The sequence below is a fragment of the Lutibacter sp. genome (assembly GCF_041555395.1).
In the GTDB taxonomy this organism is placed as follows: Bacteria; Bacteroidota; Bacteroidia; order Flavobacteriales; family Flavobacteriaceae; genus Lutibacter.
The window spans coordinates 1-26,059 of sequence record NZ_JBFFKM010000034.1; the positions used below are offsets into that span (position 1 = coordinate 1).

Annotated in this window: 29 protein-coding genes; 23 read left to right on the plus strand and 6 right to left on the minus strand. The window is 33.3% G+C overall.

Features of this window, described 5'->3' with window-relative positions:
• The 3 genes from ABY285_RS08440 to prfB all read right to left on the minus strand — a co-directional run.
• A partial coding sequence (locus ABY285_RS08440; RefSeq protein WP_372769001.1) for a TonB-dependent receptor domain-containing protein occupies positions 1 to 2,331 on the minus strand: 2,331 nt, incomplete at its 3' end.
• A 163-nt stretch (positions 2,332 to 2,494) separates the two neighbouring features.
• Entirely contained in the window at positions 2,495 to 3,115 is a 621-nt protein-coding gene (locus tag ABY285_RS08445) for an HAD family hydrolase (protein WP_372769003.1), read from the minus strand.
• Entirely contained in the window at positions 3,105 to 4,211 is a 1,107-nt protein-coding gene (gene prfB, locus ABY285_RS08450) for a peptide chain release factor 2 (RefSeq protein WP_372769005.1), read from the minus strand. The genes ABY285_RS08445 and prfB overlap by 11 nt, the downstream gene beginning before the upstream one ends.
• Before the next feature lie 191 nt (positions 4,212 to 4,402).
• Here prfB and ABY285_RS08455 point away from each other — a divergent pair, with 191 nt between their 5' ends.
• The 4 genes from ABY285_RS08455 to ABY285_RS08470 all read left to right on the plus strand — a co-directional run bounded on the left by ABY285_RS08455 (position 4,403) and on the right by ABY285_RS08470 (position 7,784).
• On the plus strand, positions 4,403 to 5,422 hold the full coding sequence (locus ABY285_RS08455) for a low specificity L-threonine aldolase (protein ID WP_372769054.1): 1,020 nt from the start codon (positions 4,403 to 4,405) through the stop codon (positions 5,420 to 5,422).
• 12 nt (positions 5,423 to 5,434) lie between these two features.
• Positions 5,435 to 6,793: a M28 family metallopeptidase gene (locus ABY285_RS08460; RefSeq protein WP_372769007.1), complete on the plus strand. Its 1,359-nt coding sequence runs from the start codon at positions 5,435 to 5,437 to the stop codon at positions 6,791 to 6,793.
• A 131-nt stretch (positions 6,794 to 6,924) separates the two neighbouring features.
• A complete protein-coding gene (msrA, locus tag ABY285_RS08465) occupies positions 6,925 to 7,467 on the plus strand; it encodes a peptide-methionine (S)-S-oxide reductase MsrA (protein ID WP_372769009.1) in 543 nt (180 codons plus the stop codon).
• A 47-nt stretch (positions 7,468 to 7,514) separates the two neighbouring features.
• Entirely contained in the window at positions 7,515 to 7,784 is a 270-nt protein-coding gene (locus tag ABY285_RS08470; RefSeq protein ID WP_372769011.1) for a hypothetical protein, read from the plus strand.
• Here the strand turns inward: ABY285_RS08470 and ABY285_RS08475 are convergent, their stop codons facing one another.
• Positions 7,785 to 8,093, minus strand: coding sequence for a DUF6787 family protein (locus tag ABY285_RS08475; protein ID WP_372769013.1), 309 nt, complete (start codon positions 8,091 to 8,093; stop codon positions 7,785 to 7,787). It abuts the gene before it with no gap.
• Between the two features lie 438 nt (positions 8,094 to 8,531).
• On the opposite strand from ABY285_RS08475, the gene ABY285_RS08480 reads away from it, so the two are divergent.
• Together ABY285_RS08480 and ABY285_RS08485 are read left to right on the plus strand one after the other, a co-directional pair.
• Complete coding sequence (locus ABY285_RS08480; protein ID WP_372769015.1) at positions 8,532 to 9,020, plus strand: hypothetical protein; 489 nt, start codon at positions 8,532 to 8,534, stop codon at positions 9,018 to 9,020.
• A 100-nt stretch (positions 9,021 to 9,120) separates the two neighbouring features.
• Positions 9,121 to 10,425 (plus strand): dicarboxylate/amino acid:cation symporter, encoded by a 1,305-nt coding sequence (locus ABY285_RS08485; RefSeq protein ID WP_372769017.1) that lies wholly within the window; start codon positions 9,121 to 9,123, stop codon positions 10,423 to 10,425.
• 10 nt (positions 10,426 to 10,435) lie between these two features.
• Here ABY285_RS08485 and ABY285_RS08490 read toward each other — a convergent pair whose 3' ends face one another.
• Positions 10,436 to 10,846, minus strand: coding sequence for a thiol-disulfide oxidoreductase DCC family protein (locus tag ABY285_RS08490; protein ID WP_372769019.1), 411 nt, complete (start codon positions 10,844 to 10,846; stop codon positions 10,436 to 10,438).
• Positions 10,847 to 10,943: 97 nt separating this feature from the next.
• On the opposite strand from ABY285_RS08490, the gene ABY285_RS08495 reads away from it, so the two are divergent.
• The 5 genes from ABY285_RS08495 to ABY285_RS08515 all read left to right on the plus strand — a co-directional run bounded on the left by ABY285_RS08495 (position 10,944) and on the right by ABY285_RS08515 (position 15,848).
• Positions 10,944 to 11,636: an ABC transporter ATP-binding protein gene (locus ABY285_RS08495; RefSeq protein WP_372769021.1), complete on the plus strand. Its 693-nt coding sequence runs from the start codon at positions 10,944 to 10,946 to the stop codon at positions 11,634 to 11,636.
• 3 nt (positions 11,637 to 11,639) lie between these two features.
• Positions 11,640 to 12,872, plus strand: a complete 1,233-nt coding sequence (locus ABY285_RS08500; RefSeq protein WP_372769023.1) for an ABC transporter permease — start codon at positions 11,640 to 11,642, stop codon at positions 12,870 to 12,872.
• A gap of 4 nt (positions 12,873 to 12,876) precedes the next feature.
• Positions 12,877 to 14,121, plus strand: a complete 1,245-nt coding sequence (locus tag ABY285_RS08505; RefSeq protein WP_372769056.1) for an ABC transporter permease — start codon at positions 12,877 to 12,879, stop codon at positions 14,119 to 14,121.
• A gap of 38 nt (positions 14,122 to 14,159) precedes the next feature.
• A complete protein-coding gene (locus ABY285_RS08510) occupies positions 14,160 to 15,275 on the plus strand; it encodes an efflux RND transporter periplasmic adaptor subunit (RefSeq protein WP_372769025.1) in 1,116 nt (371 codons plus the stop codon).
• A gap of 189 nt (positions 15,276 to 15,464) precedes the next feature.
• Complete coding sequence (locus ABY285_RS08515) at positions 15,465 to 15,848, plus strand: hypothetical protein (protein ID WP_372769027.1); 384 nt, start codon at positions 15,465 to 15,467, stop codon at positions 15,846 to 15,848.
• A gap of 94 nt (positions 15,849 to 15,942) precedes the next feature.
• Here ABY285_RS08515 and rocD read toward each other — a convergent pair whose 3' ends face one another.
• The gene (rocD, locus tag ABY285_RS08520; RefSeq protein ID WP_372769029.1) at positions 15,943 to 17,223 is read right to left on the minus strand and encodes an ornithine--oxo-acid transaminase; all 1,281 of its coding nucleotides are present in this window, start codon (positions 17,221 to 17,223) and stop codon (positions 15,943 to 15,945) included.
• A 239-nt stretch (positions 17,224 to 17,462) separates the two neighbouring features.
• Between rocD and ABY285_RS08525 the strand changes: the two genes are divergently transcribed.
• The 12 genes from ABY285_RS08525 to ABY285_RS08580 all read left to right on the plus strand — a co-directional run.
• Complete coding sequence (locus tag ABY285_RS08525; protein WP_372769031.1) at positions 17,463 to 17,879, plus strand: c-type cytochrome; 417 nt, start codon at positions 17,463 to 17,465, stop codon at positions 17,877 to 17,879.
• Between the two features lie 76 nt (positions 17,880 to 17,955).
• Positions 17,956 to 19,365 (plus strand): 23S rRNA (uracil(1939)-C(5))-methyltransferase RlmD, encoded by a 1,410-nt coding sequence (rlmD, locus tag ABY285_RS08530; RefSeq protein ID WP_372769033.1) that lies wholly within the window; start codon positions 17,956 to 17,958, stop codon positions 19,363 to 19,365.
• Between the two features lie 6 nt (positions 19,366 to 19,371).
• Positions 19,372 to 19,824, plus strand: coding sequence for a DUF6452 family protein (locus tag ABY285_RS08535; protein ID WP_372769035.1), 453 nt, complete (start codon positions 19,372 to 19,374; stop codon positions 19,822 to 19,824).
• Positions 19,790 to 20,482 carry a DUF6048 family protein gene (locus ABY285_RS08540; RefSeq protein ID WP_372769037.1) on the plus strand — a complete coding sequence of 231 codons (693 nt, stop codon included), beginning with the start codon at positions 19,790 to 19,792 and terminating at the stop codon, positions 20,480 to 20,482. The genes ABY285_RS08535 and ABY285_RS08540 overlap by 35 nt, the downstream gene beginning before the upstream one ends.
• A 36-nt stretch (positions 20,483 to 20,518) precedes the next feature.
• Entirely contained in the window at positions 20,519 to 21,466 is a 948-nt protein-coding gene (locus ABY285_RS08545) for an isopenicillin N synthase family dioxygenase (protein WP_372769039.1), read from the plus strand.
• On the plus strand, positions 21,463 to 21,636 hold the full coding sequence (locus ABY285_RS08550) for a hypothetical protein (protein ID WP_372769041.1): 174 nt from the start codon (positions 21,463 to 21,465) through the stop codon (positions 21,634 to 21,636). Before ABY285_RS08545 ends, ABY285_RS08550 begins: the two co-directional genes overlap by 4 nt.
• Positions 21,637 to 21,674: 38 nt before the next feature.
• On the plus strand, positions 21,675 to 22,025 hold the full coding sequence (locus ABY285_RS08555) for a translation initiation factor (RefSeq protein WP_372769043.1): 351 nt from the start codon (positions 21,675 to 21,677) through the stop codon (positions 22,023 to 22,025).
• Between the two features lie 3 nt (positions 22,026 to 22,028).
• The gene (locus tag ABY285_RS08560; protein WP_372769045.1) at positions 22,029 to 22,901 is read left to right on the plus strand and encodes a nucleoside phosphorylase; all 873 of its coding nucleotides are present in this window, start codon (positions 22,029 to 22,031) and stop codon (positions 22,899 to 22,901) included.
• A gap of 49 nt (positions 22,902 to 22,950) precedes the next feature.
• On the plus strand, positions 22,951 to 23,106 hold the full coding sequence (locus tag ABY285_RS08565; protein ID WP_372769047.1) for a hypothetical protein: 156 nt from the start codon (positions 22,951 to 22,953) through the stop codon (positions 23,104 to 23,106).
• Positions 23,107 to 23,246: 140 nt separating this feature from the next.
• A complete protein-coding gene (locus tag ABY285_RS08570) occupies positions 23,247 to 24,179 on the plus strand; it encodes a peptidylprolyl isomerase (protein ID WP_372769049.1) in 933 nt (310 codons plus the stop codon).
• A 129-nt stretch (positions 24,180 to 24,308) separates the two neighbouring features.
• Positions 24,309 to 24,773, plus strand: coding sequence for a DUF962 domain-containing protein (locus ABY285_RS08575; protein ID WP_372769051.1), 465 nt, complete (start codon positions 24,309 to 24,311; stop codon positions 24,771 to 24,773).
• A 12-nt stretch (positions 24,774 to 24,785) separates the two neighbouring features.
• A partial coding sequence (locus ABY285_RS08580; RefSeq protein WP_372769052.1) for a TolB family protein occupies positions 24,786 to 26,059 on the plus strand: 1,274 nt, incomplete at its 3' end.

Below are 26,059 nucleotides of genomic sequence, written 5' to 3' on the forward strand. Positions count from 1 at the left end.
CCGGTAAGTAAAAGAAAGCAATATTGTTCTGTACTTATTTTTAATTAAACTTTTTGAAAAATAGCTGGCATTAAACCTGTCTCTGTCGGTTTTTACAGATTTGAATAAATCATCAACGGTTAAACTAATGGAAGCATCTTTTTTAAACAAATCTTTGTTGATTGCTGCACTGGCGTACGTATATTCTTTTCTTGTAGAATAAGGTCCTTTTGAAATTAAGAAATGTTTTGCATTAATTTGAAAATCAAATACTTTAGGTATTTTTAATTGTGTAAGCAAACTGAAAGAACCATTTAAACTTGCGTAATTATAATCTAATATAATGGTCTCATTGGCTGAATTTACCATTTCATAAACTCCCGATTGGTCAAAATTGTAAAGATTTATATTTCCTGTAAAGTTTAAGATCTTAACAGGTTTATAAGTTGTGGTAATATCAATGCCGTAATAGTCTACTTTTCCAACATTTACCGGGGTAGTAGTAATTTTATTTATTCCATTTAATTGTTCTCCGGTTTCATAAGTCGCATTTTCCCAATAATCGTTATACCTATTAAAAAAGAGGGAAGATAAAAATGTGACTTTATTGCCATTATACGCATATCCTAAATTTGAAGCGTCTATGTAAATTGGGTTTAAATATGGGTTTCCAATATATGATGATGTTTCACTATATTTTTGTTCAAAAGGTTGTAATTGAATATATGAAGGAGTATATATTTTTTTAGAATAACTTAAACTTAAACTTTTTGAATCATTAATGGAATACTGTAAATAAACGGATGGTAAAATTTTATTAAATTCATTACTTTGTGAAGTATTTAAATTTAAATAATCCGTTTTCAATTCCGTAAACTCAGCTCTAAGCCCTATCCCATAATAAAATTTTTCACCTTCATTTTCAAATTCAATAAATGCCGCATTCACATTTTCAGAATAATCAATACTGCTATTTCTAGAAGCACTGGAATATCTAAAAGGAAGTTCCGTATAATCGCCTTTATACCCGATGCTATAGGTTGAATTTTTACCAATTGGATTTGTAAAATTAATTTCAAAAGTGATTCTTTCTAACTTGTTTTTTTCAGTATATGCTTCGTTAGTAAAATTTGTAGTATTGGAGTTTGATATATTATTGGTTATATCGTCAGAATCTTTTGCATAGGATATACTAGAAGTTAATTTTGTCCCTTCTTTTTTGAAATTGTGTTCAAAGTCAACAATAAATTCAAACAATTCATTCTCAAGTTTTCCAATATGTGTTCGGTTGTTTGAGGTTGTAAGTACTTTTGAAGCATCAAAAATATTTGAAGACGTTAGTGTGTTGCTTTTATTAATTACATTTTGAAAATTAACACTTGTTGAAAGGGTCGTGCTTTTTGATAAATAGAAATCTGTGCCAATGGTGCCATAAAAAGCATCTTTTTTACTGTTAAATTCGCTGTCTTCATTTAAAAATGAAATGGTATTATTATTATTATCAAAATACTCATTTTCTGAAGAGGCTGAGGTTATTGGATTGCTATGATTGTATGAAGTATTAATAAAAAAGTTTAGATTTTTTGATTTATTATTTAAAGTAAGTAATCCTCCATAATAATCTTTATATCCTCCGGTAGCAGTTAAAGAAGCATTTAAACCTTCATCTTTGCCCTTTTTTAAGATGATGTTTATAACACTTAGGGCAGAAGCATCATATTTTGCACCAGGGTTTGCAATCACTTCAATATTTTCAATTGAACCAGCCGGTAAAGATTTTAAGGCATCGCTTTTAGATAATGAAGAAATTTTGCCATTAATCATAACCTGAACATTGCCATGTCCTTGCACAGTGATGTTGCCGAAAGGATCAACGCTAACTGATGGAATATTATTTAAAATATCTGTTGCTACACCACCATTGGCAGAAATATCTTTAGCCACATTAAATACAATTTTATTGGATTTAATTTCTACCGGTCTTTTTTCACCTATTATTTCAACTTCGCCAAGAATTTCCGTATCCAACTCCAATTCAACAATACCTAAATTTAAGTCTCTCGAAATTGCAGAAATGTTCAGATATTTTGTTTTATATGAAATAAATTCTATAGAAACGCTATAGGTTTCTTTTTCAACATCAATGGAAAAGTTGCCTTTTTGGTTTGTAATACCGCCAAATTTTATGAGATTGGAATCAATACTTTTAAAAATAATTGTAGCATCCTCCATTGGCTTTTTTGAAGCGGCATCTATTATTTTTCCAGTAATGGTGTATGTGGGGTTATTATTTTTTTGGCTAAAACTGAGTATTGGGATTAAAGAAATTAGCACTAGTAATAGTCTCCTCATAGAAAATAACTTATTTTAAAATTCATAGCTTTTTTTAATCGTTAATTAACGAATAACATCATTTTTCACAAAGGTAAAAATACACATTATTGTTAATAAACAACACTTTGTCTAATAAAAATTACTGTTTGTTGAGAAAATCTTAGAATAAATATTAAAAAAATCAGAATTTCAGTTGAAGGGAATGCAATTCGTCCTTCAGTTGTTGTGGAGATTTATAATGTATTCCATGAAATTTTAATGCGAGTGCAGCAATAACATTTTCTTCATTATCATCAATAAAAATTGCTTTTTCGGGATTGATAGTATATTTATTAATGATTAGATTGTATATTTTCGGCAATGGTTTGCGTGTTTTTTCATGTCCTGAAACCACAACGCCATCAAAGTCTTTAAAAAAAGGAAATAATTCTAGTGCTTTATCCCATTTTTCAGCACTCCAGTTTGTTAGGGCATAAATTTTATAGTTACCTGTAGCTTTTAATTTTTTAAATAATGCAACATTTTCGGCAATGCTACCGGAAAACATTTGGTGCCATTGGTTGTAGTATAGGCGAATTAAGTCTTCATGCTCAGGAAATTCAGCGATTTTAAGATTTTCGGCTTCTTCAATGGTTCTTCCCCCATCTTGCTCAGCATTCCAAATACTGGTGCAAACAGTGTTCAAAAACCAAGTTACTTTTTTTTCATCTCCTTTAAACACTTCTCTATACAAATATTCCGGTTTCCAATCCACAAGTACGCCTCCCAAATCGAAAATTACAGTATCAATCTTACATTTCATTTTTAGTTTCTTTTTGTCCTTGTTGCATTAAATAAGCTTTAATAAAATCGTCTAAACCTCCGTTCATTACTGCTTCAACATTTGCTGTTTCGTGACCTGTTCTCACATCTTTCACTAATTTGTAGGGGTGAAATACATAATTTCTGATTTGTGAACCAAACTCAATTTTTAATTTACTTGCTTCAATTTCACTGCGTTTTTCGCGTTGTTTTTGCAATTCGATTTCATATAATTGAGATTTAAGCAATTGCATGGCTTTGGTTTTATTGTCGAGCTGTGAACGCGTTTCAGAATTTTCAATCATAATTCCCGAAGGTTTATGGCGCAAACGAACTGCCGTTTCCACTTTGTTTACATTTTGTCCTCCCGCTCCGCTTGAACGCATGGTTTCCCAAGAAATATCAGCCGGATTAATATCAATTTCAATGCTGTCGTCAACCAGCGGATAAACATAAACGGAAGCAAAAGTAGTGTGCCGTTTTGCATTGCTGTCAAATGGAGAAATCCTAACCATCCTATGCACGCCATTTTCACCTTTTAAATATCCGAAAGCATATTCTCCGTCAATTTCTAAGGTAACCGTTTTAATACCAGTGACATCACCTTCCTGAAAATTTAATTCTTTAATTTTATAACCCTTATTTTCACTCCACATTAAATACATTCGCATTAACATTTGAGCCCAGTCACAGCTTTCTGTACCGCCCGCTCCTGCAGTTATTTGCAGTACGGCGCTTAAATTATCTCCTTCATCAGACAGCATATTTTTAAATTCAAGGTCTTCCAGCAGCATCAATAAAATGTTATATTGCTGTTCAACTTCTTTATCAGATACTTCACCTTCAGCATAAAAATCCAATAATACAGTCAATTCTTCTAAATTGGTTACTATGGAATTAAAATCTTCTACCCATTTTTTTTTGAATCGAAGATTTTTCATCACAATTTCAGCCTCCTTAGGATTGTTCCAAAAAGTGGGATTTGCGGTTAATTCTTCCTCGTTTGAAATTTCAATAGTTTTCTTGTCAATTTCAAGGTAAGTTTTTAACCTGCCAATACGTTCCTGTAATTTATTTATATGTTCGTTTGTAATCATTTGTCTATTTAATAACTACAAAAATACCCTTTCATTTTTAAACTGTGCAAATAAATTTGATTACCTGTTATATCAATTAAACTAATAATGGTATTTTTGGTTAAAATCTTTTATTTTCTGAAAAGACAGAAATTGTGGATTAAATAAAAGTTTCTAATCCTTTAAAAATTGATAAATCTCAAATTAAAATGATGCAAATAAATTTAATTAGTGACACCGTAACCAAGCCAACCAAAGGAATGTTGAAAGCAATGATGGAGGCTGAGGTTGGTGATGATGTTTTCAAAACAGACCCAACAGTCAATAAATTACAGACGAAAATTGCGAAAATGTTTGGTGTCGAAGCAGCTTTATTTTTTCCTTCAGGAACAATGGCAAACCAGACTGCCATTAAAATACACACACAACCCGGTGATAGAATGTTTTGCGATAAATGGGCACATGTGTATAACTTTGAAGGCGGTGGCGCAGCATTTAACTCAGGTGTTACATCATATTTAATTGATGGTGACAGGGGAATGTTTTCCGCAAAACAATTGAATGATGCAGTTTCTGGTAGAGCAGACATTCATGTACCTTGGGCTAGCTTGGTTGTTGTTGAAAACACAACCAATAAAGGCGGTGGCGCATGCTGGGATTATGAAGAGTTATTGAAAATTAAACAAATTTGTATTGAACATAAGTTGGGATTACATATGGATGGGGCACGGATATTTAATGCTTTGGTTGCCAAAAATGAAACACCAAAACAATATGGCGAAGTTTTCGACACCATTTCAGTTTGTTTATCAAAAGGGTTAGGAGCTCCGGTTGGTTCTGTATTATTAGGGTCTAAACTTCATATTGAAAAGGCATTAAGAATTCGGAAATTATTTGGTGGCGCTATGCGTCAGGCCGGATATTTGGCAGCTGCCGGGATTTACGCATTGGACAATCATATAGACCGTTTGGCGATAGACCACACCCGCGCTAAAATAATTGGCTCGGCACTTCAAAATTGTAAATTGGTAAAATATGTAGAACCTATTGAAACCAACATTGTCATTTTTAACGTCATTGACGCTATCAATGAAGAAGATTTTGTGAATCGTTTAAAAAAAGCTGGAATTTCACTAATATCTATGGGACAAGGTAAATTACGAATGGTTACCCATTTAGATTTTACCGAAGAAATGCTTGAAATGGTTGTAAATACACTTGAGAATATATAATAAAACAACAATATGAAAATTTTAAAATTTAGGTTGGTTTTACTTTTTTTAACAATGAGTATAACCGGATTTTCACAATCCGAAATTGAAAAAATATTGACTGAAATTTCTACAGCACCTTCTGCGAAACGCATAGAAAAAGACATCGTAAAATTGGTAGATTTTGGAACACGACATACATTGTCTGACACAGTTTCCGCAACAAGAGGAATTGGTGCTGCGCGGCGTTGGGTTAAATCATCTTTTGATGAAATTTCAAAAAATTGCAATAACTGTTTAGAAGTGAGCTATTTGGGTGATTTGGTAAAGGCCGACGGAAGGAGAATTGTTACAGATACCAAAGTGGTAAATGTGATGGTAATTCAACGCGGTACAACGTATCCAAATCGCTATGTAATGATGTCTGGAGATATTGATTCGAGAGTTTCAGACCCCAATAATTTCACTTCAGATTCTCCTGGGGCAAATGACAATGCTACCGGATTGGCAGGGACTATTGAAGCTTCACGTATTTTGAGCAAGTATAAATTTCCGGTGTCTATCATTTATGTAGGATTGTCGGGTGAAGAACAAGGCTTATATGGCGGTAAAATTATGGCAAAATACGCCAAAGAAAAAAAATGGGACATCATCGCTGTTTTAAACAATGATATGATTGGCAATATTGAGGGAGTTGATGGCGTAATTGACAACAGCACTTTCAGGGTTTTTTCCGAAGCTATTTCGGTGAATACTACTGAAAAAGAACGCAACAGTATGCGCTTTTACGGAGGGGAAATCGACGGAACTTCACGCCAATTGGCACGTTATGTTGATAAGTTAACAGAACAATATATGACCAATTTAGATGCGATTATGATTTACAGACTGGACAGATTTGGAAGGGGAGGACATCACCGGCCTTTTAATGATGAAGGTTTTACAGGAGTAAGAATTATGGAAATGCACGAAAATTACAACCGCCAACATCAGGATATCAGAGTTGAAAATGGCATTAAATATGGTGATGTGCTTGAAGGAGTGAACTTTGAATACGCCGCAAAATTAACCGCTGTAAATTGTTTAACATTGGCTTCATTGGCTGCAGCACCTTTAGAACCAAAAAACGTGATGATTGAAGGCGCTGTAGAACCATCAACCCGATTAAAGTGGGATGATATGGCAGATAAAAACAGCATAGGATACAAAATTTATTGGCGCGACACCACTTCGCCGCAATGGCAATATAGCCGGTTTGTAGGCAAAACAACCGATTATACGCTGAAGAATATCGTCATTGATAATTTTTTGTTTGGTGTGGTGAGCGTAGGTAAAAATGGCGCTGAAAGTTTGGTTCAGTTTCCAAGAAAATTAATTCCAAGTGGTATGTAATTAAGTTAGAAGAATTTCGACTTACTTTATAAATATATCATGAAATGAAAAAAATAACGGTAATATTACTTGTTTTTGTGTTTACAATAACAAACTTTTATGCACAATCAATGATTACAAAAAAATCAAAAATGTCAGATAAATTAGAAATCGCAACCTTAGCCAATGGTTGTTTTTGGTGTACCGAAGCCATTTTTCAACGATTAAATGGGGTAGAAAAGGTAACTTCCGGGTATTCGGGAGGAAAAGTTAAAAATCCGTCGTATCGAGAAGTTACAACAGGAGGAACTGGACATGCCGAGGTGATTCAAATACAATTCAATCCTTCAGTGATTACATTTCAGGAAATTTTGGAGGTATTTTTCAGTACACACGACCCAACAACTTTAAATAAACAAGGTTATGATGTTGGAACACAGTACCGTTCAGCCATATTTTATCATTCAGAAAAACAGAAAGAAATTTCAGAAAATTTCATAAAAGAATTGACCGAAGCTGAAGTTTTTGAAAATAAGATCGTTACGGAAGTTACTTCGTTTGAGGCATTTTACAGTGCGGAAGAGTACCATCAAAACTATTACAATAACAATAAAAACCAAGGCTATTGTGTGGCAGTCATCAATCCTAAATTGGAAAAATTCATTAAAAAATATAAGAGTAAGCTTAAAAAGTAATTGACTGCTTTTTTGCGATTAAATAAGTGTAATTTAATGAATTAAGTATGAATAAAAAATATAAATTACTCTTATTAAGCATTGTTTTTGATGGCATTGGAATGCTTTCTTTTCTTCTTCCATTTTTAGGAGAGTTTTCTGATGTTGTTTGGGCACCTTTATCGGCATTTTTAGTTTACAGAATGTTTAAAGGAACAGCCGGAAAAATAGCGGGAGTTATTTCATTTATTGAAGAAGCAGGTATTTTTGGAACAGATTTTTTACCGACTTTTACCTTAATGTGGATTTACAAATACCTTATCAAAAAGGAAGATTAGTTAAGCTTCTTTAAAAAATATTTTAAACCCCATTCTTGAAAGTGTTTTTTTTGAAAAGGCGTAAAAGAATTTATATTGTCCAAAACAAAATCCGATCAACGGCAACGTTAATTGATAGATTAAAAATACCAACACAATTCTAACCGGCCAAAATAACCAAGGATTTGTGGTTTCATAACCTAGTCCGATTAGTTCTGTTAAAGGTTTGGCAACCGAGGCAGCAAAAGAACCATTCACGGAAAAAACAATGATAATTAGCAGGACTTGAAAATTAGAGGTTAGTCCCCACCGTTTTTTTAATTTTTCCATTTTGTTAGATTTCGGGGTAAAAATACATTTAATAATTTTAAAATAAAAAAGGCCAGGCATTAAATCTGGTCTTCCTCATATAATGATGATTATTTTCTGTTTTTTTTTAATAAAATGATAATCCCGCCTTGCTTTTTACTTCCGGAAGCCATTCCAAATAAATCATGATTAACATTATTATCACCTTTTGCATTTAAAATTTTATTGACTAAACTTTGTTCTTTTTGAGTCTTACCTGCCCATAATTCGCCTAGTAAATTACCAAGTCCATGGCTGTCTGTGACATTTCTAAAGTTATAAGGTAAATATTTGATTCAGTTATAAAGATTACTCAAATCTTTAAGCTTTTGATATAAAATATAATGACAAGTTTCACGTTTTAATAATAATTTTTAAAGAGAAAAATATTCAATATAATAATTTAAAAAAACAAAATTTATGAAAAAATTAATTTTTATGGCAGTATTCCTTTTTGCAGTTATTTTTACGTCAAATGCTCAAGACATTGCTAGAAACGCTATAGGTGTGCGCTTGGGAGACAACGATGGTTTTGGCGCTGAAATATCTTATCAGCACGAATTGAGCGAGGCTACCCGGTTAGAATTGGATTTGGGTTTTAGAAATAATAATGATTCTGATGCATTTAAATTAACGGGAATTTACCAATGGGTTTGGAATATTGATCAAGGATTTAATTGGTACGCTGGTTTTGGAGCTGGAATTGGATCTTGGAGCAAAGGCAATAATTATTTAGGAAATGATGATGACGGATTATTTTTAAATGCTGATGGAGATATTGGTATTGAATATAATTTTGATATTCCGCTTATGATTTCTTTAGATTTTAGACCGGAGTTTGGTTTAATTGGAGATTACGGCAGAGATACCAGCCTGGATATTGCACTTTCTTTACGTTATCAATTTTAATAGATTTTAATTAGAAAAGTTTAAAATGCGCCGTTGGCGCATTTTTTATTATTTGTCGCCTATTTTTTTTATCTTTCCAAAAAAATTTAAAAACTTTTGAATGAAAAAAATAGCATTGCATTGGCAAATTATATTGGGAATGGTTTTGGGTGTTTTAGTTGGACTAATCATGACACAATTTGATGGAGGCAACGAAATTGTTAGAGATTGGATAAAGCCTTTTGGAACTATTTTTATCAATTCATTAAAGTTAATTGCGGTTCCATTGATATTTGCTTCACTTATAAAAGGAGTTTCCGATTTAAAGGATATTTCAAAACTCTCTAAAATGGGTGGCAGAACCATTGGTTTGTATTTAATGACTACTGTAATTGCAGTATCAATTGGTTTATTTTTGGTAAACATCATAAAGCCGGGAAAATCAATTTCGGCTGAGACGCGCCAGGAGTTGGTGCAAAATTATAGTGGAGATGCCAATAAATACAAAGAAGAAGCTGTTAAACAAAAGGAAAGCGGGCCTCTTCAGGCTTTGGTTGATATTGTACCGGAAAATATTTTTGGAGCTGCTTCAGAAAACAAAAATATGCTTCAGGTTATATTTTTCGCTATCTTTTTTGGCGTTGGATTAATCTTAATTCCTGAGAAAAAATCAAAACCTGTCAAAAAATTCTTCGATGGTTTTAATGAAGTCATTCTCAAAATGATTGACCTCATTATGCTCGCGGCACCTTTTGGTGTTTTCGCCTTGCTATCAGCGCTGGTTGTTGAGTCACCAAGCATTGATTTATTTAAAGCCTTGATTTGGTATGCTTTTACGGTAATATTAGGGCTTCTTATTATGATTGCTTTTTATAATTTATTGGTATGGGTGTATACTAAAAAGAAACCTTCATTTTTTATAAATGGAATTTCACCTGCACAATTATTGGCATTTTCAACAAGCAGTAGCGCCGCAACCTTACCTGTTACAATGGAACGTGTAACAGAGCATTTAGGTGTAGATGAAGAAGTAAGTAGTTTTGTTTTGCCAATTGGTGCAACTATTAATATGGACGGTACAAGTTTGTACCAAGCAGTGGCCGCAGTATTTATTGCGCAAGCTTTTGGAATGGATTTATCTTTAGGAGTACAGTTGGGTATTATTACAACAGCAACATTAGCAAGTATAGGATCCGCTGCTGTACCTGGAGCGGGTATGGTAATGTTAGTAATTGTATTGGCTCAGGCTGGAATACCTGAAGCAGGACTGGCATTAATTTTTGCCATTGACAGACCTTTAGATATGTGCAGAACTACCGTAAATGTTACGGGAGACGCGGCGGTTTCTATGACGGTGGCAAAATCATTGGATATGCTACATGAACCTAAAATAAAAGATTGGGATGATGATTATCCTAAAAAATAATTACCCAAATTTATTTAATAAATCTATTTTTTAATTTAAGCGAAGGAATCATACAACTTCCTCTTTTCCCAAACCAATTATAGCGGTGATTTGAGATGAAACTATATATCCAATCCCTTAAAAATTTTGGTACGATAATAAAACCAAATAGTAATTTAAATCTCCCCTCTAAATGTTTGGCAATTAAGAGTGCCGCAGTTGATTTATAGTAGACTTCATTTCCTTCAATCAAGATTATAGTATCTATTTTTAAATTTTTTAAGTTGTACTGTAACAATATTTCCTTTGCGGCGTCTGATTGAAATGAAGCAAATAAAAATTGCCCTTTTTTATCGTGTCTGATCACAAAATTTACCGATGCGTTGCAAAGGTTACACACACCGTCAAAAAGAATAATTGATTTGTTTTCATAATTGTCCATGAAACAAAATTATTGATTTAAATTGAAAGTTTCTTTTAACAAAATATTAATAATCACTCTCACAGGCAATTTTTAAATTCGTTAAAACAATTACCAAATGATTAAGATTGAAAAACTTCATAAATCGTATCCAATAGGAAAAGATTCTCTGCACGTATTAAAGGGTTTAGATTTACATATTAAAGAAGGTGAATTTGTGGCTATTATGGGCTCTTCCGGTTCCGGGAAATCGACATTGTTAAATATTGTTGGTTTGTTGGACGGTCATGATGAAGGAAACTACTATTTAAACGGACAATTAATTGAAAATTTAGATGAGAAAAAAGCAGCAATTCTTAGAAATAAGTTTTTGGGTTTTGTGTTTCAATCATTTAATTTAATAAATTATAAAAATGCATTAGAGAATGTTTCCTTGCCTTTATATTATCAAGGTATGGCTAGAAAAGAGCGCAATAAAATTGCACTACAATATTTAGACAAAGTTGGGTTAAAAGACAGGGCTGAACATTTACCAAGTGAACTTTCAGGAGGTGAAAAACAACGAGTTGCTATTGCACGCGCTTTGGTTACCAATCCAAAAGTTGTCTTGGCTGATGAGCCAACAGGGGCACTGGATTCAACAACTTCTCATCAGGTAATGGAATTGTTAAAAGAAATTAACCGTGAAGGAATGACTGTTTTTGTGATCACACACGAAGAAGATATTGCGAATGAAACAGACAGAATTGTGCGTTTAAAAGATGGTGTAATTATTAGCGATGAGAAAGTATTAAAAAAAGCAACCGTATAAGCTATGTTTGATTTAGATCGTTGGCAGGAAATTTTTCAAACCTTAAGTAAAAACAAGTTAAGAACTATTCTTGCTGGTTTTACAATAGCGTTTGCAATACTGTTGTTTACATTACTTTTCGGAATTGGAAATGGGTTAAAACACTCCTTCGAAAAAAGCTTTTCCCGTGACGCTGCAAATTCTGTATATATAAGATCAGGCATAACAACCAAACCCTATAAAGGGTTGCAAAGTGGAAGAAAAATTCAGTTTAGAAATGATGATTCCAAATTTATAAATGAAAAATTTGAAGATGAAATTCAGTTTTATAGTCCGAATGTTCAACGAAACAATGTACAGGCAATTTATGGAGGGGAACATAATAACTATACAGTCAGAGGAGTTTATCCAGATTATCAACCATTAGAATCTGCCGTAATACAGGATGGCAGATTTTTAAGTTATTTAGATTTAAAAAGAAAAGCAAAAGTTGTTGCCATAGGAAGGATGGTGGAAAAAGATTTGTTTGGCAATAAAAATGCATTAGGGAAAAATATCAATTTAGATGGTATTTCGTATAAAGTAATTGGTGTTTTTAATGATCCCGGAGGTGATAACGATGAACGGTTTATTTATACGCCTTTTACCACTGCGCAAGGAATGTATAGAATTAATGATGAATTAGACCTAATCGGACTTACCTATAACCCAAGTCTAAATGTTGACCGAGCTTTAGCATTCTCGAATTTGCTTGAGAAAATGTTAAAAGAAAAACACAATATAGACCCAAGAGATCAAGGGGCAATTAGAGTTCGAAATTATGCTGAAGGGACTAAAAGTGTTCAACAATTGATGTTTGGTTTAAATATAATTATACTTTTTATTGGGATAGGAACCTTAATTGCAGGTATTATAGGAATTAGCAATATTATGGTTTATATAGTTAAAGAACGCACCAAAGAAATAGGAATTAGAAAAGCATTGGGCGCAACACCTAGTTCAATCATTGGTATGATTATGATGGAATCAATATTTGTGACTGCTGTAGCCGGTTATGTGGGATTACTGATGGGTGTTTTTACACTAAAAGCTCTTGGAAGCAGTTTAGAAAAGTACTTTATCATTAACCCAAGTGTGGAAAATTATGTAGTAGTAGGCGCAACAATAATTTTAATAATTGCAGGGACTATTGCAGGTTATATTCCCGCTAAAAGAGCAGCAAGTATCAAACCAATAGTAGCACTAAACGACGAATAGTATGATTAAATTTTTATTTGACACAGATACCTGGCAAGAAATATACAGTAGCATTCGTAAAAATAAAGTGCGTACGGGGATTACCATCATTGGTGTAATGTGGGGAATATTTTTATTGGTAGTTTTATTGGGTGCAGCAAAAGGTATTGAGAACAATTTTAATAGGTTATTTGGAGATTTTGCGACAAATAGTGTATTTGTTTGGGCACAACAAACAAGCAAGCCGTTTAAAGGTTTTCAGGAAGGAAAAGGAATAACCTTAAAAATGTCCGATTTAGACAATATTAGAAATGAAATTAAGGGGCTTGAATTTGTGGTACCGCGTCATCAAACGCAGGCATTAGCAGTAAATAAATTTAAAACTGGAATGTTTGGCGTTTTTGGGGATTATCCTGAGTTTGATAAAGTTCAGAAACGAAATTTAGTTTATGGCAGGTTTATAAATCATAATGATATTGTTGAAAAAAAGAAAGTTTGCGTCATTGAAGAAGAAATATATAAGCAACTTTTTGACAAGGATGAATTCCCAATTGGTCAATATATTAAAATAAACGACATCAATTACAATGTAGTGGGAATGTATAAGGAAGGGCAAATAGGATCAGGAGGACCCCAAGGAAATATTCATATTCCATTTACAACATTTCAACAAGTTTATAATCGAGGTAATAGTGTGGGTTGGATGATGATTACTGGAAAACCGGGTTTTGACATTACGCAAATAGAAGCAGATGTTAAGTTGCTTTTAAAAAATTTACATAAGGTACACCCAGAAGATGAAAGGGCATTTGGAAGCTTTAATTTAGGTAAAGAAATAGCAAAAGTCACAGGTTTTTTAACCGGAATGCAGTTTGTAACCTGGTTTGTTGGGATAGCTACTTTAATTGCAGGTGTATTTGCTATTGGAAATATTTTATTAATTACCGTTAAAGAAAGGACTAAAGAAATAGGAATTAGAAGAGCTATAGGTGCAAAACCTTGGGAAATAAAGCGACAAATTATATTGGAGTCTGTCTTTTTAACAAGTATCGCGGGCGCATTGGGAATCATTTTCGGAGGTGTCGTTTTAATGATAATTGATTCCACCATAGGGCAAGGAGAAGACCGATTTTTAACAAACCCAACAGTTGATATTCCTGTAATTTTAATTGCAGCTGCAACTTTAGTCATATTAGGAACTTTAATAGGATTAATTCCAGCACAAACTGCGGTGAGTATCAGGCCAATTGAAGCATTAAGAGAAGAATAAAAAAATAAAAAAGAATAATAAACTGAAAATCAATACTGATGAAAAAAACAATAATTTTTGGAACACTAGGAGTAGCACTTATAGCTGTTTTGGCATGGTTTGGTGCAAAAAACAGTAAATCTCCAATTCAATATGAAACAGAAAAACCATTCAAGACCAATATTGTCAGAAAAACGGTTGCCACAGGTACAGTAATTCCTTTGGAAGAAGTGGAAATTAAGCCAAAAGTTTCAGGAATTATTGATAATATTTATGTTGTTGAAGGCGCAAAAGTTAAGGTTGGGGACTTATTGGCCACCATTAGGGTGGTGCCAAATGTGCAATCATTAAATAGTGCGCAAGGCAATGTGAAAACGGCACAACTAAGCTTTAACAATACCAAAACATTGTATGAAAGAGATAAAAACCTTTTTGAGAAAGGAGTAATATCCAAACAAGAATTCGAATCAACGGAACTAAACTTTAACAGATCAAAGGAAGAACTGAATAATGCCCAAAATAATTTAGATATTATTAGAAAAGGATCTGCAGCAGGAATGGGTAAAACAGCCAATACTTTTGTAAAAGCAGAAATTTCAGGAACCGTTTTAGAAATTCCAGTTCGTATAGGAAATCAAGTAATTGAGAGCAATACCTTCAATGCAGGAACAACCATTGCGACAATTGCAGATATGACCAAAATGATTTTTGAGGGTAAAGTTGATGAAGCCGAAGTAGGAAAGATTAAAAAGGGAACAGTTTTGGAAGTGTCGTTGGGTGCAATTGAAAAGAAAAAATATCCGGCAAAATTAAACTTTATTGCTCCAAAAGGAACAGAAGAAAATGGAGCAGTTCAATTTAAAATCAAAGGAGCTCTTACCTTAGATGATGAATTTTTTGTAAGGGCAGGTTATAGCGCCAATGCTGACATAGTGTTAGAAAAAAAGGACAGCGTGCTCTCAATTAAAGAAGCGCTATTGCAATTTGATAAAAAAACTGAGAAACCATATGTAGATGTTAAAACAGGCGATCAGGTTTTTGAGCGAAGAGATGTAGAGTTAGGTATTTCAGATGGTATAAATGTAGAAATTATTAAAGGTGTTACTTTAACGGATGAGATTAAAATTTGGAATAAAACTTCAAAAAAAGAAGGTGAAGAGGAAGAGAATAGTTAACGATTAATTTTAGTGTAAATTTAAAAGCGTTTTAATTTTAATTAAAACGCTTTTTTTATATCTTTATACAAATCCTTTAAAGGGGGAGATGTGTATTGTTCTTTTGGTAAAACTTTATGATTTTTATCAGCGGAAAATTAAAAGAAAATTACGAATTTTAGCATATAATAATTTAAAACCGATTCGAAAATGGAAAGTCAGTTAGTATTCTTAAGTGATCTAAACTTTAACTTAGATGTTTGGAAAAGAGAGTTGAAATTTCAAGAAAGTGAAATGGATTATTTTGAAGAAAAGTTAGAGCATGTGGTCATGCGAAATCCCGGAAATGAAGTTCTAGTGCAATTAGAGGGTTTTCAAAATAAAATAATCCGTGAACGAGAAGTAATGGGCCATTTAAGACATAGAATCAGAATGAAAAAAAGGGATTTGGCACGGCAAGGGCAGTATGAAAAAAATAATGAAGTTCAGTTTCACGAAAAACAGGTTTTATTAAAAGATGAAATGCAAACATTTGTAAAAATGCATTATCAACTCAAAGAAAAGATGATGGATTTCTTTTTGAAGTATTTATAAAATTGATTTAAGGAATAAATAAGATAAAAAAATATCGAGGTAAAACCTCGATATTTTTTTTGTTGATAACCCAGAAATTATTAAAACCTAATTTTTACAAATTGAATTCCATAACTGTTTTTTTAATGATAGAAACACAATCTAATAACTGTTCTTCATTCATCACTAAAGGTGGTGCAAAACGAATAATGTTTCCATGAGTTGGTTTTGCCAATAAACCGTTGTCACGCAATTTTAAACAAATATCCCAAGCAGTAGAACTATCTTCGCTGTCATTGATAACAATGGCGTTTAAAAGGCCCTTACCGCGCACCAATTTTATGAGTGTTTGTGTCTCAATAAATTTTTGCAATTCACTTCTGAAAAGTTTTCCCAGCTTTTCGGCATTTTCTGCCAAAGCTTCATCTTTTATGACTTTAAGCGCCGCAATGGCTACAGCGGCAGCTATAGGGTTTCCTCCAAAAGTTGATCCGTGTTGTCCGGGTTTTATAACTTCCATAATGTGGTTGTTTGCCAAAACTGCCGAAACCGGATAAACGCCGCCACTCAATGCTTTTCCTAAAATTAAAATATCTGGTTTAACTTCTGGCGTTCCCGAACAATTTTTGTCCGCACATTCGCAATTTCCGCAAGTTGCCAATAAACGGCCAGTTCTTGCGATACCTGTTTGCACTTCATCGGCAATAAACAAGACGCCGTATTTTTCGCACAAAGCTTTTGCCTTTGCCAAATAACCTTCCTTAGGCACATAAACACCGGCTTCTCCCTGAATGGGTTCCACTAAAAATCCGGCAATATTTTTGCTTGATTTCAGCGCTTCTTCCAATGCTGCTATATTATCATAATCAATTTTTATAAATCCTTCCGTAAAAGGTCCAAAGTTTTTCCGTGCTTCTTCATCATTTGAAAAGGAAATTAGGGTGGTTGTTCTTCCATGAAAATTATTTTTACAAACAATTATTTCTGCCTTATTTTCTGGAATTCCTTTTTTCTCATAACCATATTTTCTGCACAATTTAATTGCGGTTTCAACAGCTTCCGCACCCGTATTCATGGGCAAAACCTTATCAAAACCGAAAAACTCGGTCACGTACTTTTCATATTTACCAAGAACATCATTGTAAAATGCTCTGGAAGTTAGGGTTAAAGTACTTGCCTGATCATTTAAAGCTTTAATGATCTTTGGATGGCAATGTCCCTGATTAACCGCTGAGTATGCCGATAAAAAATCGTAATAACGCTTACCGTCTACATCCCAAACATACACGCCTTCTCCTTTGGTTAAAACTACCGGTAAAGGGTGGTAATTATGTGCTCCGTAATTGTTTTCTAAATCAATAGCCTGTTGTGATGAAATTTTTTCTGAAACCATCATAGTAAAAATGTTAAAATTTAAAATCTTCAATTCCTCCTTCAGGAGAGAAATCATCCTCATAATTTTTTGCAAATTACAAAATATTTTACTTTTATAAATGGGCTTAATTGTTTATTTTATTTGTTAAAATGGTCTTCAAATGAAGATTATAATAAGATTCTGAATTTTGTAGCAAAAAGCACATAGCTATTGAAAATAATTGAATAAATTTGTATGAATTAAAAATAAAAATTTAAGAGATGAAAAAATCAGTATTGATACTAGGATTAGTTGCATTCTTCTTTGTAAGCTGTGGTGAAACTAAGAAAGAGGAAGTGAAACAAGAAGTTGAAACACCAGCCGAACCTGCTAAAGAACAAACTAAAACACCGGAAGAATACCTTGCTTTAGGTGAAAAGTTATTTACAGAAAAAACTTGCGTGACTTGTCACCAACCGGATGTGAAAGTAATTGGGCCGTCTATAAAAGAGATCAATAAAATCTACAATGAAAAAGGTGGAAGCATTGTTGCTTTTTTAAAAGGTGAAACGCCTGCAATTGTTGATACAGATCCGGGTATGGTTGCTATAATGAAAGCAAATTTAGATGGTTTTGTAAAAAACTTAACCATTGAAGAGCTTGATGCATTGGCGGTTTACATGAACAGTATAAAATAAAGAGGTTAAAATTATTAATTCAAAGCATCCCAAAATTCGGGATGCTTTTTTTATGCAAAAATGGTACATTTGCAACATGGCAAGAAAAAACAAGCAATTTATTTTTGAAAATATTGAAGTTATAGATGCGGGAGCGAAAGGCAAAACAATTGCCAAAGCCCCGGATGGATGCGTCATATTTTTATCCAATACCGTTCCCGGTGATATCGTTGATATTAAAACCGGAAAAAAAAGAAAAGCATATTTTGAAGGTACCGCGATAAAATTTCATAAATATTCAGAAAAACGCACAGAACCCGTTTGTCAGCATTTTGAATTTTGCGGCGGTTGTAAATGGCAGGATATGGCTTATGAATACCAATTGGCCTATAAGGAAAAAGAAGTTATTAATAATTTGAAACGCATAGGGCATTTGGAATTGCCTGAGCCTACACCTATTTTAGGCTGCGAAAAAATTTATTTTTATAGAAATAAAATGGAGTTTTCTTTTTCGAGTAACCGTTGGTTAACTTTAGAAGAAATAAATTCTTCAGAAGAAATAGACAACAGAAATGCCTGTGGTTTCCATATTTCAGGAATGTGGGATAAAATTTTGGAGATTGAAAAATGTCATTTGCAGGAAGATCCTTCCAATCAAATTAGAAATTTTGTCAAAGAATTCGGAATACAAAACGGCCTCGAATTTTTCAATCCCAGGGAACAAACAGGTCTTTTACGAACCATCATGATTCGCATTTCATCAACAGGCGAAATGATGGTGGTAATTCAATTTCTAAAAGAAAATAAAGAAAAAAGGGAAGCTTTGTTAAATGCCCTAATTCAGGAATTCCCTCAAATTACATCGCTTCAGTATGTAATAAATTCAAAAGGAAACGACACCTTATACGATCAGGATATTATTTTATTCAGCGGGAGGGACCATATTTTTGAAGAAATGGAAGGTCTTAAATTTAAAATTGGGGCAAAATCATTTTATCAGACAAATTCTGCACAGGCCTATGAATTGTACAAAATTACGCGTGATTTTGCCAATTTAACAGGAAATGAAATTGTGTTCGATTTTTATACAGGCACAGGAACCATCGCACAATTTGTGGCCAAAAACGCCAAAAAAGTAATTGGCGTAGAATCGGTTCCAGAAGCCATTGAAGATGCAAAAGAAAATGCAAAATTGAACAATATAAAAAATGTAGAATTTTTTGCAGGGGACATGAAGGATGTTTTTAACAATCATTTTATTAAAACCCACGGACAGCCAGATGTTATCATTACAGATCCGCCACGTGATGGAATGCATAAAAATGTCATAGAGAAACTGCTGGAAATTTCTCCAAAACGCATTGTTTACGTAAGTTGTAATTCGGCAACACAAGCGCGTGATTTGTCGTTAATGAAAGAGCAATACACTATTATTAAAACACAGGCAGTTGATATGTTTCCACAAACGCATCATGTTGAAAATGTTGTACTTTTGGAATTAAAATAAGGATTAATGAAAAAATATTTAATATTGTTATTCATCTTGAGTTTTACACTTATAAATTGTGAAAAGGATGATATTTGTATTGAAGCAACCACCCCAAAATTGATCGTTATTTTTTATAACGATTCAATTCCCGCGGATAAAAAAAAGGTAGATTCTTTAACGGTTTGGGCCGATGAAAATGGAAAAATATATGAAAACAAATTGATTGATTCCATTGTAATTCCGTTGAATTTAACGCAAAACAGCACGCTTTATCAATTTAAATCGGGTGCTTTAATTGACACAATTAATTTCACCTATGACAGAAAGGATGTTTTTGTTTCCCGTTCTTGCGGCTATAAAACCATCTTCGAAAATTTGCAAATAGAAAGCAGGAGCGCGAATTGGATAAAAAATGACACCATTAAAAACACAACCATCAACAATGAAACAGCTGTTCATCTTTCTATTTTTCATTAGTTTTTTAGTTTCGGCAACTGTTAATGCCCAACAAAAAATGGATACCGTTAAAACGAAAGAAAGTTACGGATTGCGAGTTGGCGTTGACTTTAGCAAACCTTTAATTTCTTTCTTGGAAGACGGAACAAAAGGTTTGGAATTGGTAGGGGATATTCGTATTTTAAGAAACTATTATGCGGCTGTTGAACTGGGTTTTGAAGATAAAATCTCCAAAGAAGATTATATGAGTTATACCACAAAAGGTTCCTATATTAAAGCCGGCGTAAACTACAATGCCTATAAAAACTGGAAAGGAATGACCAATGAAATTTATGTTGGAATGAGATACGGGTTTAGTATATTTAACCAAACATTAAACAGTTATACGCCAAATGTAAAAGGAACTTATTTTATTCCGACGGAAGTATTACCAAACACAGAATTCAACGATTTATCTGCTCATTGGGCCGAATTGGTTTTTGGATTGAAAGCAGAAACATTAAAAAATTTATATTTAGGCTTCAGTTTTAGTTTTAAAACAATGATAAGCACCAAAGAACCCGATAATTTTAAAAACCTTTATGTTCCCGGCTTTAACCGTGTTTATTTAAACGATACCGGATTTGGCATAAATTACACATTGAGTTACCTGATTCCAATCATTAAAAGAGAAAAATAATGATGAATACTTTTAAAATTTAATCCTTTTCGGCTTATGAGAAATATTCCAAGTGTAGATTTATCTGATTTTTTATCAGGAGACGCTTCGAGAAAACAGAAGTTTATAAAAGAAATTGGTGAAGCTTATGAAGAAATAGGCTTTGTGGCTTTGCGTGGACATTTTTTGTCGGATGAACTTACCGAAAATCTATACAAAGAAGTAAAAAACTTTTTCGATTTGCCTGATGAAATTAAGCAATCTTATGAAATTGAAGGAATTGGCGGACAAAGAGGTTACACTTCATTTGGAAAAGAAAGCGCCAAAGGCAAAAAGCAAGGTGATTTAAAAGAGTTTTGGCATTTCGGACAAGAAGTGGTAGGCAATGATAAATTAAAAGCGGAATATCCAAATAATGTCATGGTGAAGGAAGTTCCAAATTTCAATAAAACCGGAATGGAAGCCTATAAAATGCTCGAAAAAACAGCTATTTATGTTTTGCGGGCTTTGGCTTTATACACAGGTTTGGAGGAAACGTATTTCGATAAATATGTAATTAACGGAAACAGTATTTTACGTCCAATTTACTATCCGCCAATTATTGGAGAACCAAAAGGGGCTGTTAGGGCGGCCGCTCATGGAGACATTAATTTAATAACGCTTTTAATGGGGTCTTCGGCTTCAGGTTTAGAAGTGCAAAATAAAAAAGGAAAATGGATTCCAGTTACTTCTTTACCGGAACAATTGGTGGTAAATGTAGGCGATATGTTGGAACGGTTGACAAACAACAAATTACGCTCCACGATTCATCGTGTTGTAAATCCACCACGTGAAGAATGGGGTAAACCCCGTTATTCCATACCTTTTTTTACACATCCAATAAGTGAAATGAAGTTAAATTGCCTGCCTGAGTGTGTCACCGAAACGCGTCCAAAAGTGTTTGATGATATTACTGCAGGGGAATTCTTAAATAATCGTTTAAGAGAATTAGGTTTGTTGAAATGAGAGTAACCAAGATAGTTTCAATTTTTACATTTGGTATTTTTCTGCTTTTGACAGGAGCCGCTTCAAAGATTTTTAATTGGTCTCAGGCAAATTTGGTTATGGCCATCGGACTTGTTTTTGAACTCTTGGCAGCCATGCTATTTGCCTGGAAAAAGATCAATAATAAATAATGTTTTCCTAATTTAGCCTATATTTTTTTATATTGACAATGAGTAAAAAAAAATTAAACAGTTTAGAAGATTTGGGCGGATTTGTTTTTTCAACAAATGATAACTTTGAATTTGAAAAAACCGAAGAGCCTGCCTTCTTGCATCCTAAGCAGCAGCATTTGGCAGCCTTATTTTCCAATAAAGGAAGAGGGGGAAAGACGGTAACCGTAATCACCGGTTTTGTGGGTTCTGAAGAGGATTTAAAAACGCTTGGGAAATTGCTCAAAACAAAATGTGGTGTTGGTGGAAGCGTAAAAGACAATGAAATAATAATTCAAGGGAATTATAGAGATAAAATAATGGAAATCCTTAAAAATGAAGGATACAATATAAAACGCGTAGGCGGATAAATTATGAATAAAATAGCAGCTTCAGAATTATTTCTGAACCCAGACGGAAGTGTATATCACTTAAACTTGAAACCCGAAAACATTGCAACCAATATTATTTTTGTAGGCGATCAAAACAGGGTACCGAAAATAGCAGTCCATTTTGAATCCATAGAATTTGAAATTCAAAAAAGAGAATTTAGAACCATAACCGGTACGTATAAAGGAACAAGAATTTCAGTAATTTCAACAGGAATTGGTCCAGATAATATTGATATTGTGATGAATGAACTCGATGCTTTGGTCAATATTGATTTAAAAACTCGAACTGTAAAAAAAACGCACACCAAATTAAATATTGTCAGGATAGGTACTTCCGGCTCTTTGCAAATTGATATTCCTGTGGGGAGTTTTGTGTTGGCGAAATATGGATTAGGACTCGACGGAATGCTTCATTCTTACGATTGTGAATCCATTTTAGAAGCCGATATTGAAGATGCTTTTATAAAACACACCAATTGGAGCCCAAGAAAAGGAAGACCTTACATTGTAAAAGGCAGTGAATTACTGGCAAAAAAACTAGCAAGCGATACCGTTTTTATTGGTGTTACTGCAACAGCCGGCGGATTTTACGGGCCACAAGGACGAGTACTTCGCTTGGCGATACAAGATCCTCAATTAAACAGTAAAATTGATAATTTCGAATTTGATGGCGTAAAAGTCACCAATCTTGAAATGGAAACTTCTGCTATTTACGGCTTGGCTAAATTATTGGGTCATGAAGCTTGCTCTTTAAATGCCATCATTGCTAATAGAGCCAACGGAACTTTTAGTGAAGACCCTTATAAACCGGTAGAGGAATTAATAAGATACACTTTAAATAAATTGGTTTCGTAAAATAAATGTTATATTTACTACGTTAAATCAAAGCTAATGACTGAGTAAAATGAAAAAAGCAGTTTTAAAGATTCTTATAATTATTATTATTTTTGTTTCATTGAGTGCCTGTAAATCTTCTAAAAAAGGTTGTGGATTGACTAGTGATGCACAAAAAATGGAACAATCAACTTCAAATAAAGCTATTGTTAACGCTGAAGTTTAATCCTTAAATTTAAGAATATTGAAAATCTGCTATTTGGCAGATTTTTATTTTTATAAACCATGGTGAATTGAATAAATAATGATTACACTTTCATTTTAAATGAAAGTATGTATCTTTGCATCACTTTAAAAAACAAGAAAATGGATAACGGATTATACGCAAAATTTAACACCTCAAAGGGTGAAATATTGGTGAACTTAGAATTTGAAAAAACACCTGGAACAGTGGGTAACTTTGTTGCTTTGGCTGAAGGGAATTTGGAGAACAGGGTTAAACCACAAGGAACTCCATATTATAACGGATTAAAATTTCACAGGGTTATTCCAGATTTTATGATTCAGGGAGGTTGCCCGTTGGGTACAGGAACCGGTTCACCGGGTTACAGCTTTGAAGATGAATTTCACCCCGACTTAAAACACAATCGTCCTGGTATTTTATCCATGGCAAATTCTGGTCCTGCTTCTAACGGAAGTCAATTTTTTATTACCCACGTTGCAACGCCTTGGTTGGATAACAAACATACTGTTTTTGGTGAAGTTGTGGATGGACAAGAAGTTGTTGATAAAATTGCTCAAAATGACAAATTAGAATCTGTTGAAATTATCAGGGTTGGTGAAGCTGCCAAAAAGTTTAATGGGGTGGAATCCTTTAGAACTTTTGAAGGTTCTCGAGAAAAAAGAGAAGCTGAAGCAAAAAAAGCGATGAAAGCACAAATGGATAAAATTGCAGCTGGTTACGATGAAACGCCAAGCGGTTTGCGTTACAAAATTCTTCAGGAAGGAAGTGGCAAAAAAGCAACAAAAGGAAGTGTGGTTTCTGTACATTATAAAGGTCAGTTATTGGATGGAACTGTCTTTGATTCCTCTTATTCTCGCAAACAACCCATCGATTTTGAATTGGGTGTTGGACAAGTTATTTCCGGTTGGGATGAAGGAATTCAATTGTTAAAAGTAGGGGATAAGGCACGTTTTGTGATTCCTTCAAATTTAGCCTATGGAAGTCAGGGCGCCGGAGGCGTTATTCCTGCGGATGCTACTTTAATTTTTGATGTGGAATTAATGAAAGTTTCCTAAGAAAATAAAAATATAAAAAAAAATCCGCTGAATTGCGGATTTTTTTGTTTAAATTATTCGTGGCTTGTTACCTTTTTCCAAGGTGGCATCAACCGTAATAAACAGAATGTTTTAATAACAACTAACAATATGAAAACTTTAAATCAGTGGTTTGTTGCGTACGCTGAAAGTCATCAAAATAAAACAAATCAGGCCATACATTTTATTTGCGTACCCGCTATTTTTTTCAGTATTGTTGGCTTGTTAATGAGTATTCCTTCAAAAATTATTTCAGAAAATTTAAAAATCAACAATCCTTTTTTAGAGAATTGGGCAGCGCCCGTTTTAATTTTATTGTTTATTTTTTACATCCGGTTGTCATTTTCAACTTTTGTAAGAATGTTAACGTTTTCAATATTATGCCTTATGGGCAACTATTTTTTAGCTAGGGTAAGTCCTTTGTTTTACAGTTCGTTAGCCATTTTTATAATTGCCTGGATTGGTCAATTTTACGGACATAAACTTGAAGGGAAAAAGCCGTCATTTTTTAAAGATTTACAGTTTTTATTGATTGGACCTGCTTGGGTATTTGAAAAAATTTCAAAAATGGGCTAACAAAATTTCACGATGAGAAAAATATTGCAGTTGCTTTTTAGTTTGTTTTTTAGTTTTATGTCCGCCCAAGAGGCAGTATATGAAATTATAAACACCTCTGTAAACTCTAAATTCGCTGAATTGGGAGTTATTTATTCTAGCAATAATTCTGTAATATTTGCTTCATCTAAAAAAGACAAAAGTGGTAAACGCAGCAATAACCGCCAACTTTCTTTGGAGTTGTATCACGGTTTGATAACTGAAAATGGAGATATTATTCAAACTGATAAATTCACTACTGAAATTAATAACATGTTTTTTGAATCGGATATTTCTTTTACACCCGATTTCAAAACCATATATTTTACGTGGAATAATTTTTACAGTGGGCTAAAATCAAAAGATTCAGCCAAATGGAAAACCTTGAATATGTTTAAAGCTTCAATTAATGAAAATTTTGAACTTTCAAATATATCTCAAATGCCTTTTAACAGTAAAGAATATTCTGTAAGAAGCCCTAGAGTGAGTAAAGATGGGAGAAAACTTTATTTTGTTTCCGATATGCCAGGTGGTTATGGCGAAACCGATATTTATGTTGTGGATATTAACGATGGAATAAATTTCAGCACTCCAAAAAATTTAGGCCCGACAGTTAATACAAAACTATCCGAATTATTTCCTTTTATAGATAAAAATAATACATTATATTTTTCTTCATATGGCGATAAGGGTAAAGGAGGATTGGATATTTTTAAAAGTGACTATATTGGCGGAAATTTTCAACAAGCTAAAAATTTGCCACCTCCCATAAACAGTAAATATGATGATTTTGCCTTTGTAATAGACATTGCTTCAAATTCAGGCTATTTTACATCAAATCGTGACGGGGGCAAGGGTGATGTTGATATTTATGCGTTTAGGATAAAAGACCCGGAATGTGCCCAGACCATTTCCGTTTTAGCATTTAACAAAATTACCGAACAACCTTTAGACCAGGTTGTGGTTTTTTTATTTCAAGACAATAGTTTAATCGATAAACATATCATCACTAAAAATTCAACCTATAAATTTAAGGTTGAATGCAATAAAACGTACAAACTTGTTGCCGAAAGGGAAAATTATGAAACTGCCGAAATAGCAATTTCAACCGATGGAAAATACAATGTAGAAACAACAAAAACACTAAAATTAACACCTGTTGAATGTGTTCAATTGTTAAGCGGGATTGTTTTGGACAGTAAAACCAGCCAGCCAATTGACCAGGTTATGGTTTCCTTGTTTCAAAATAATACCTTGATTGAAAAGCA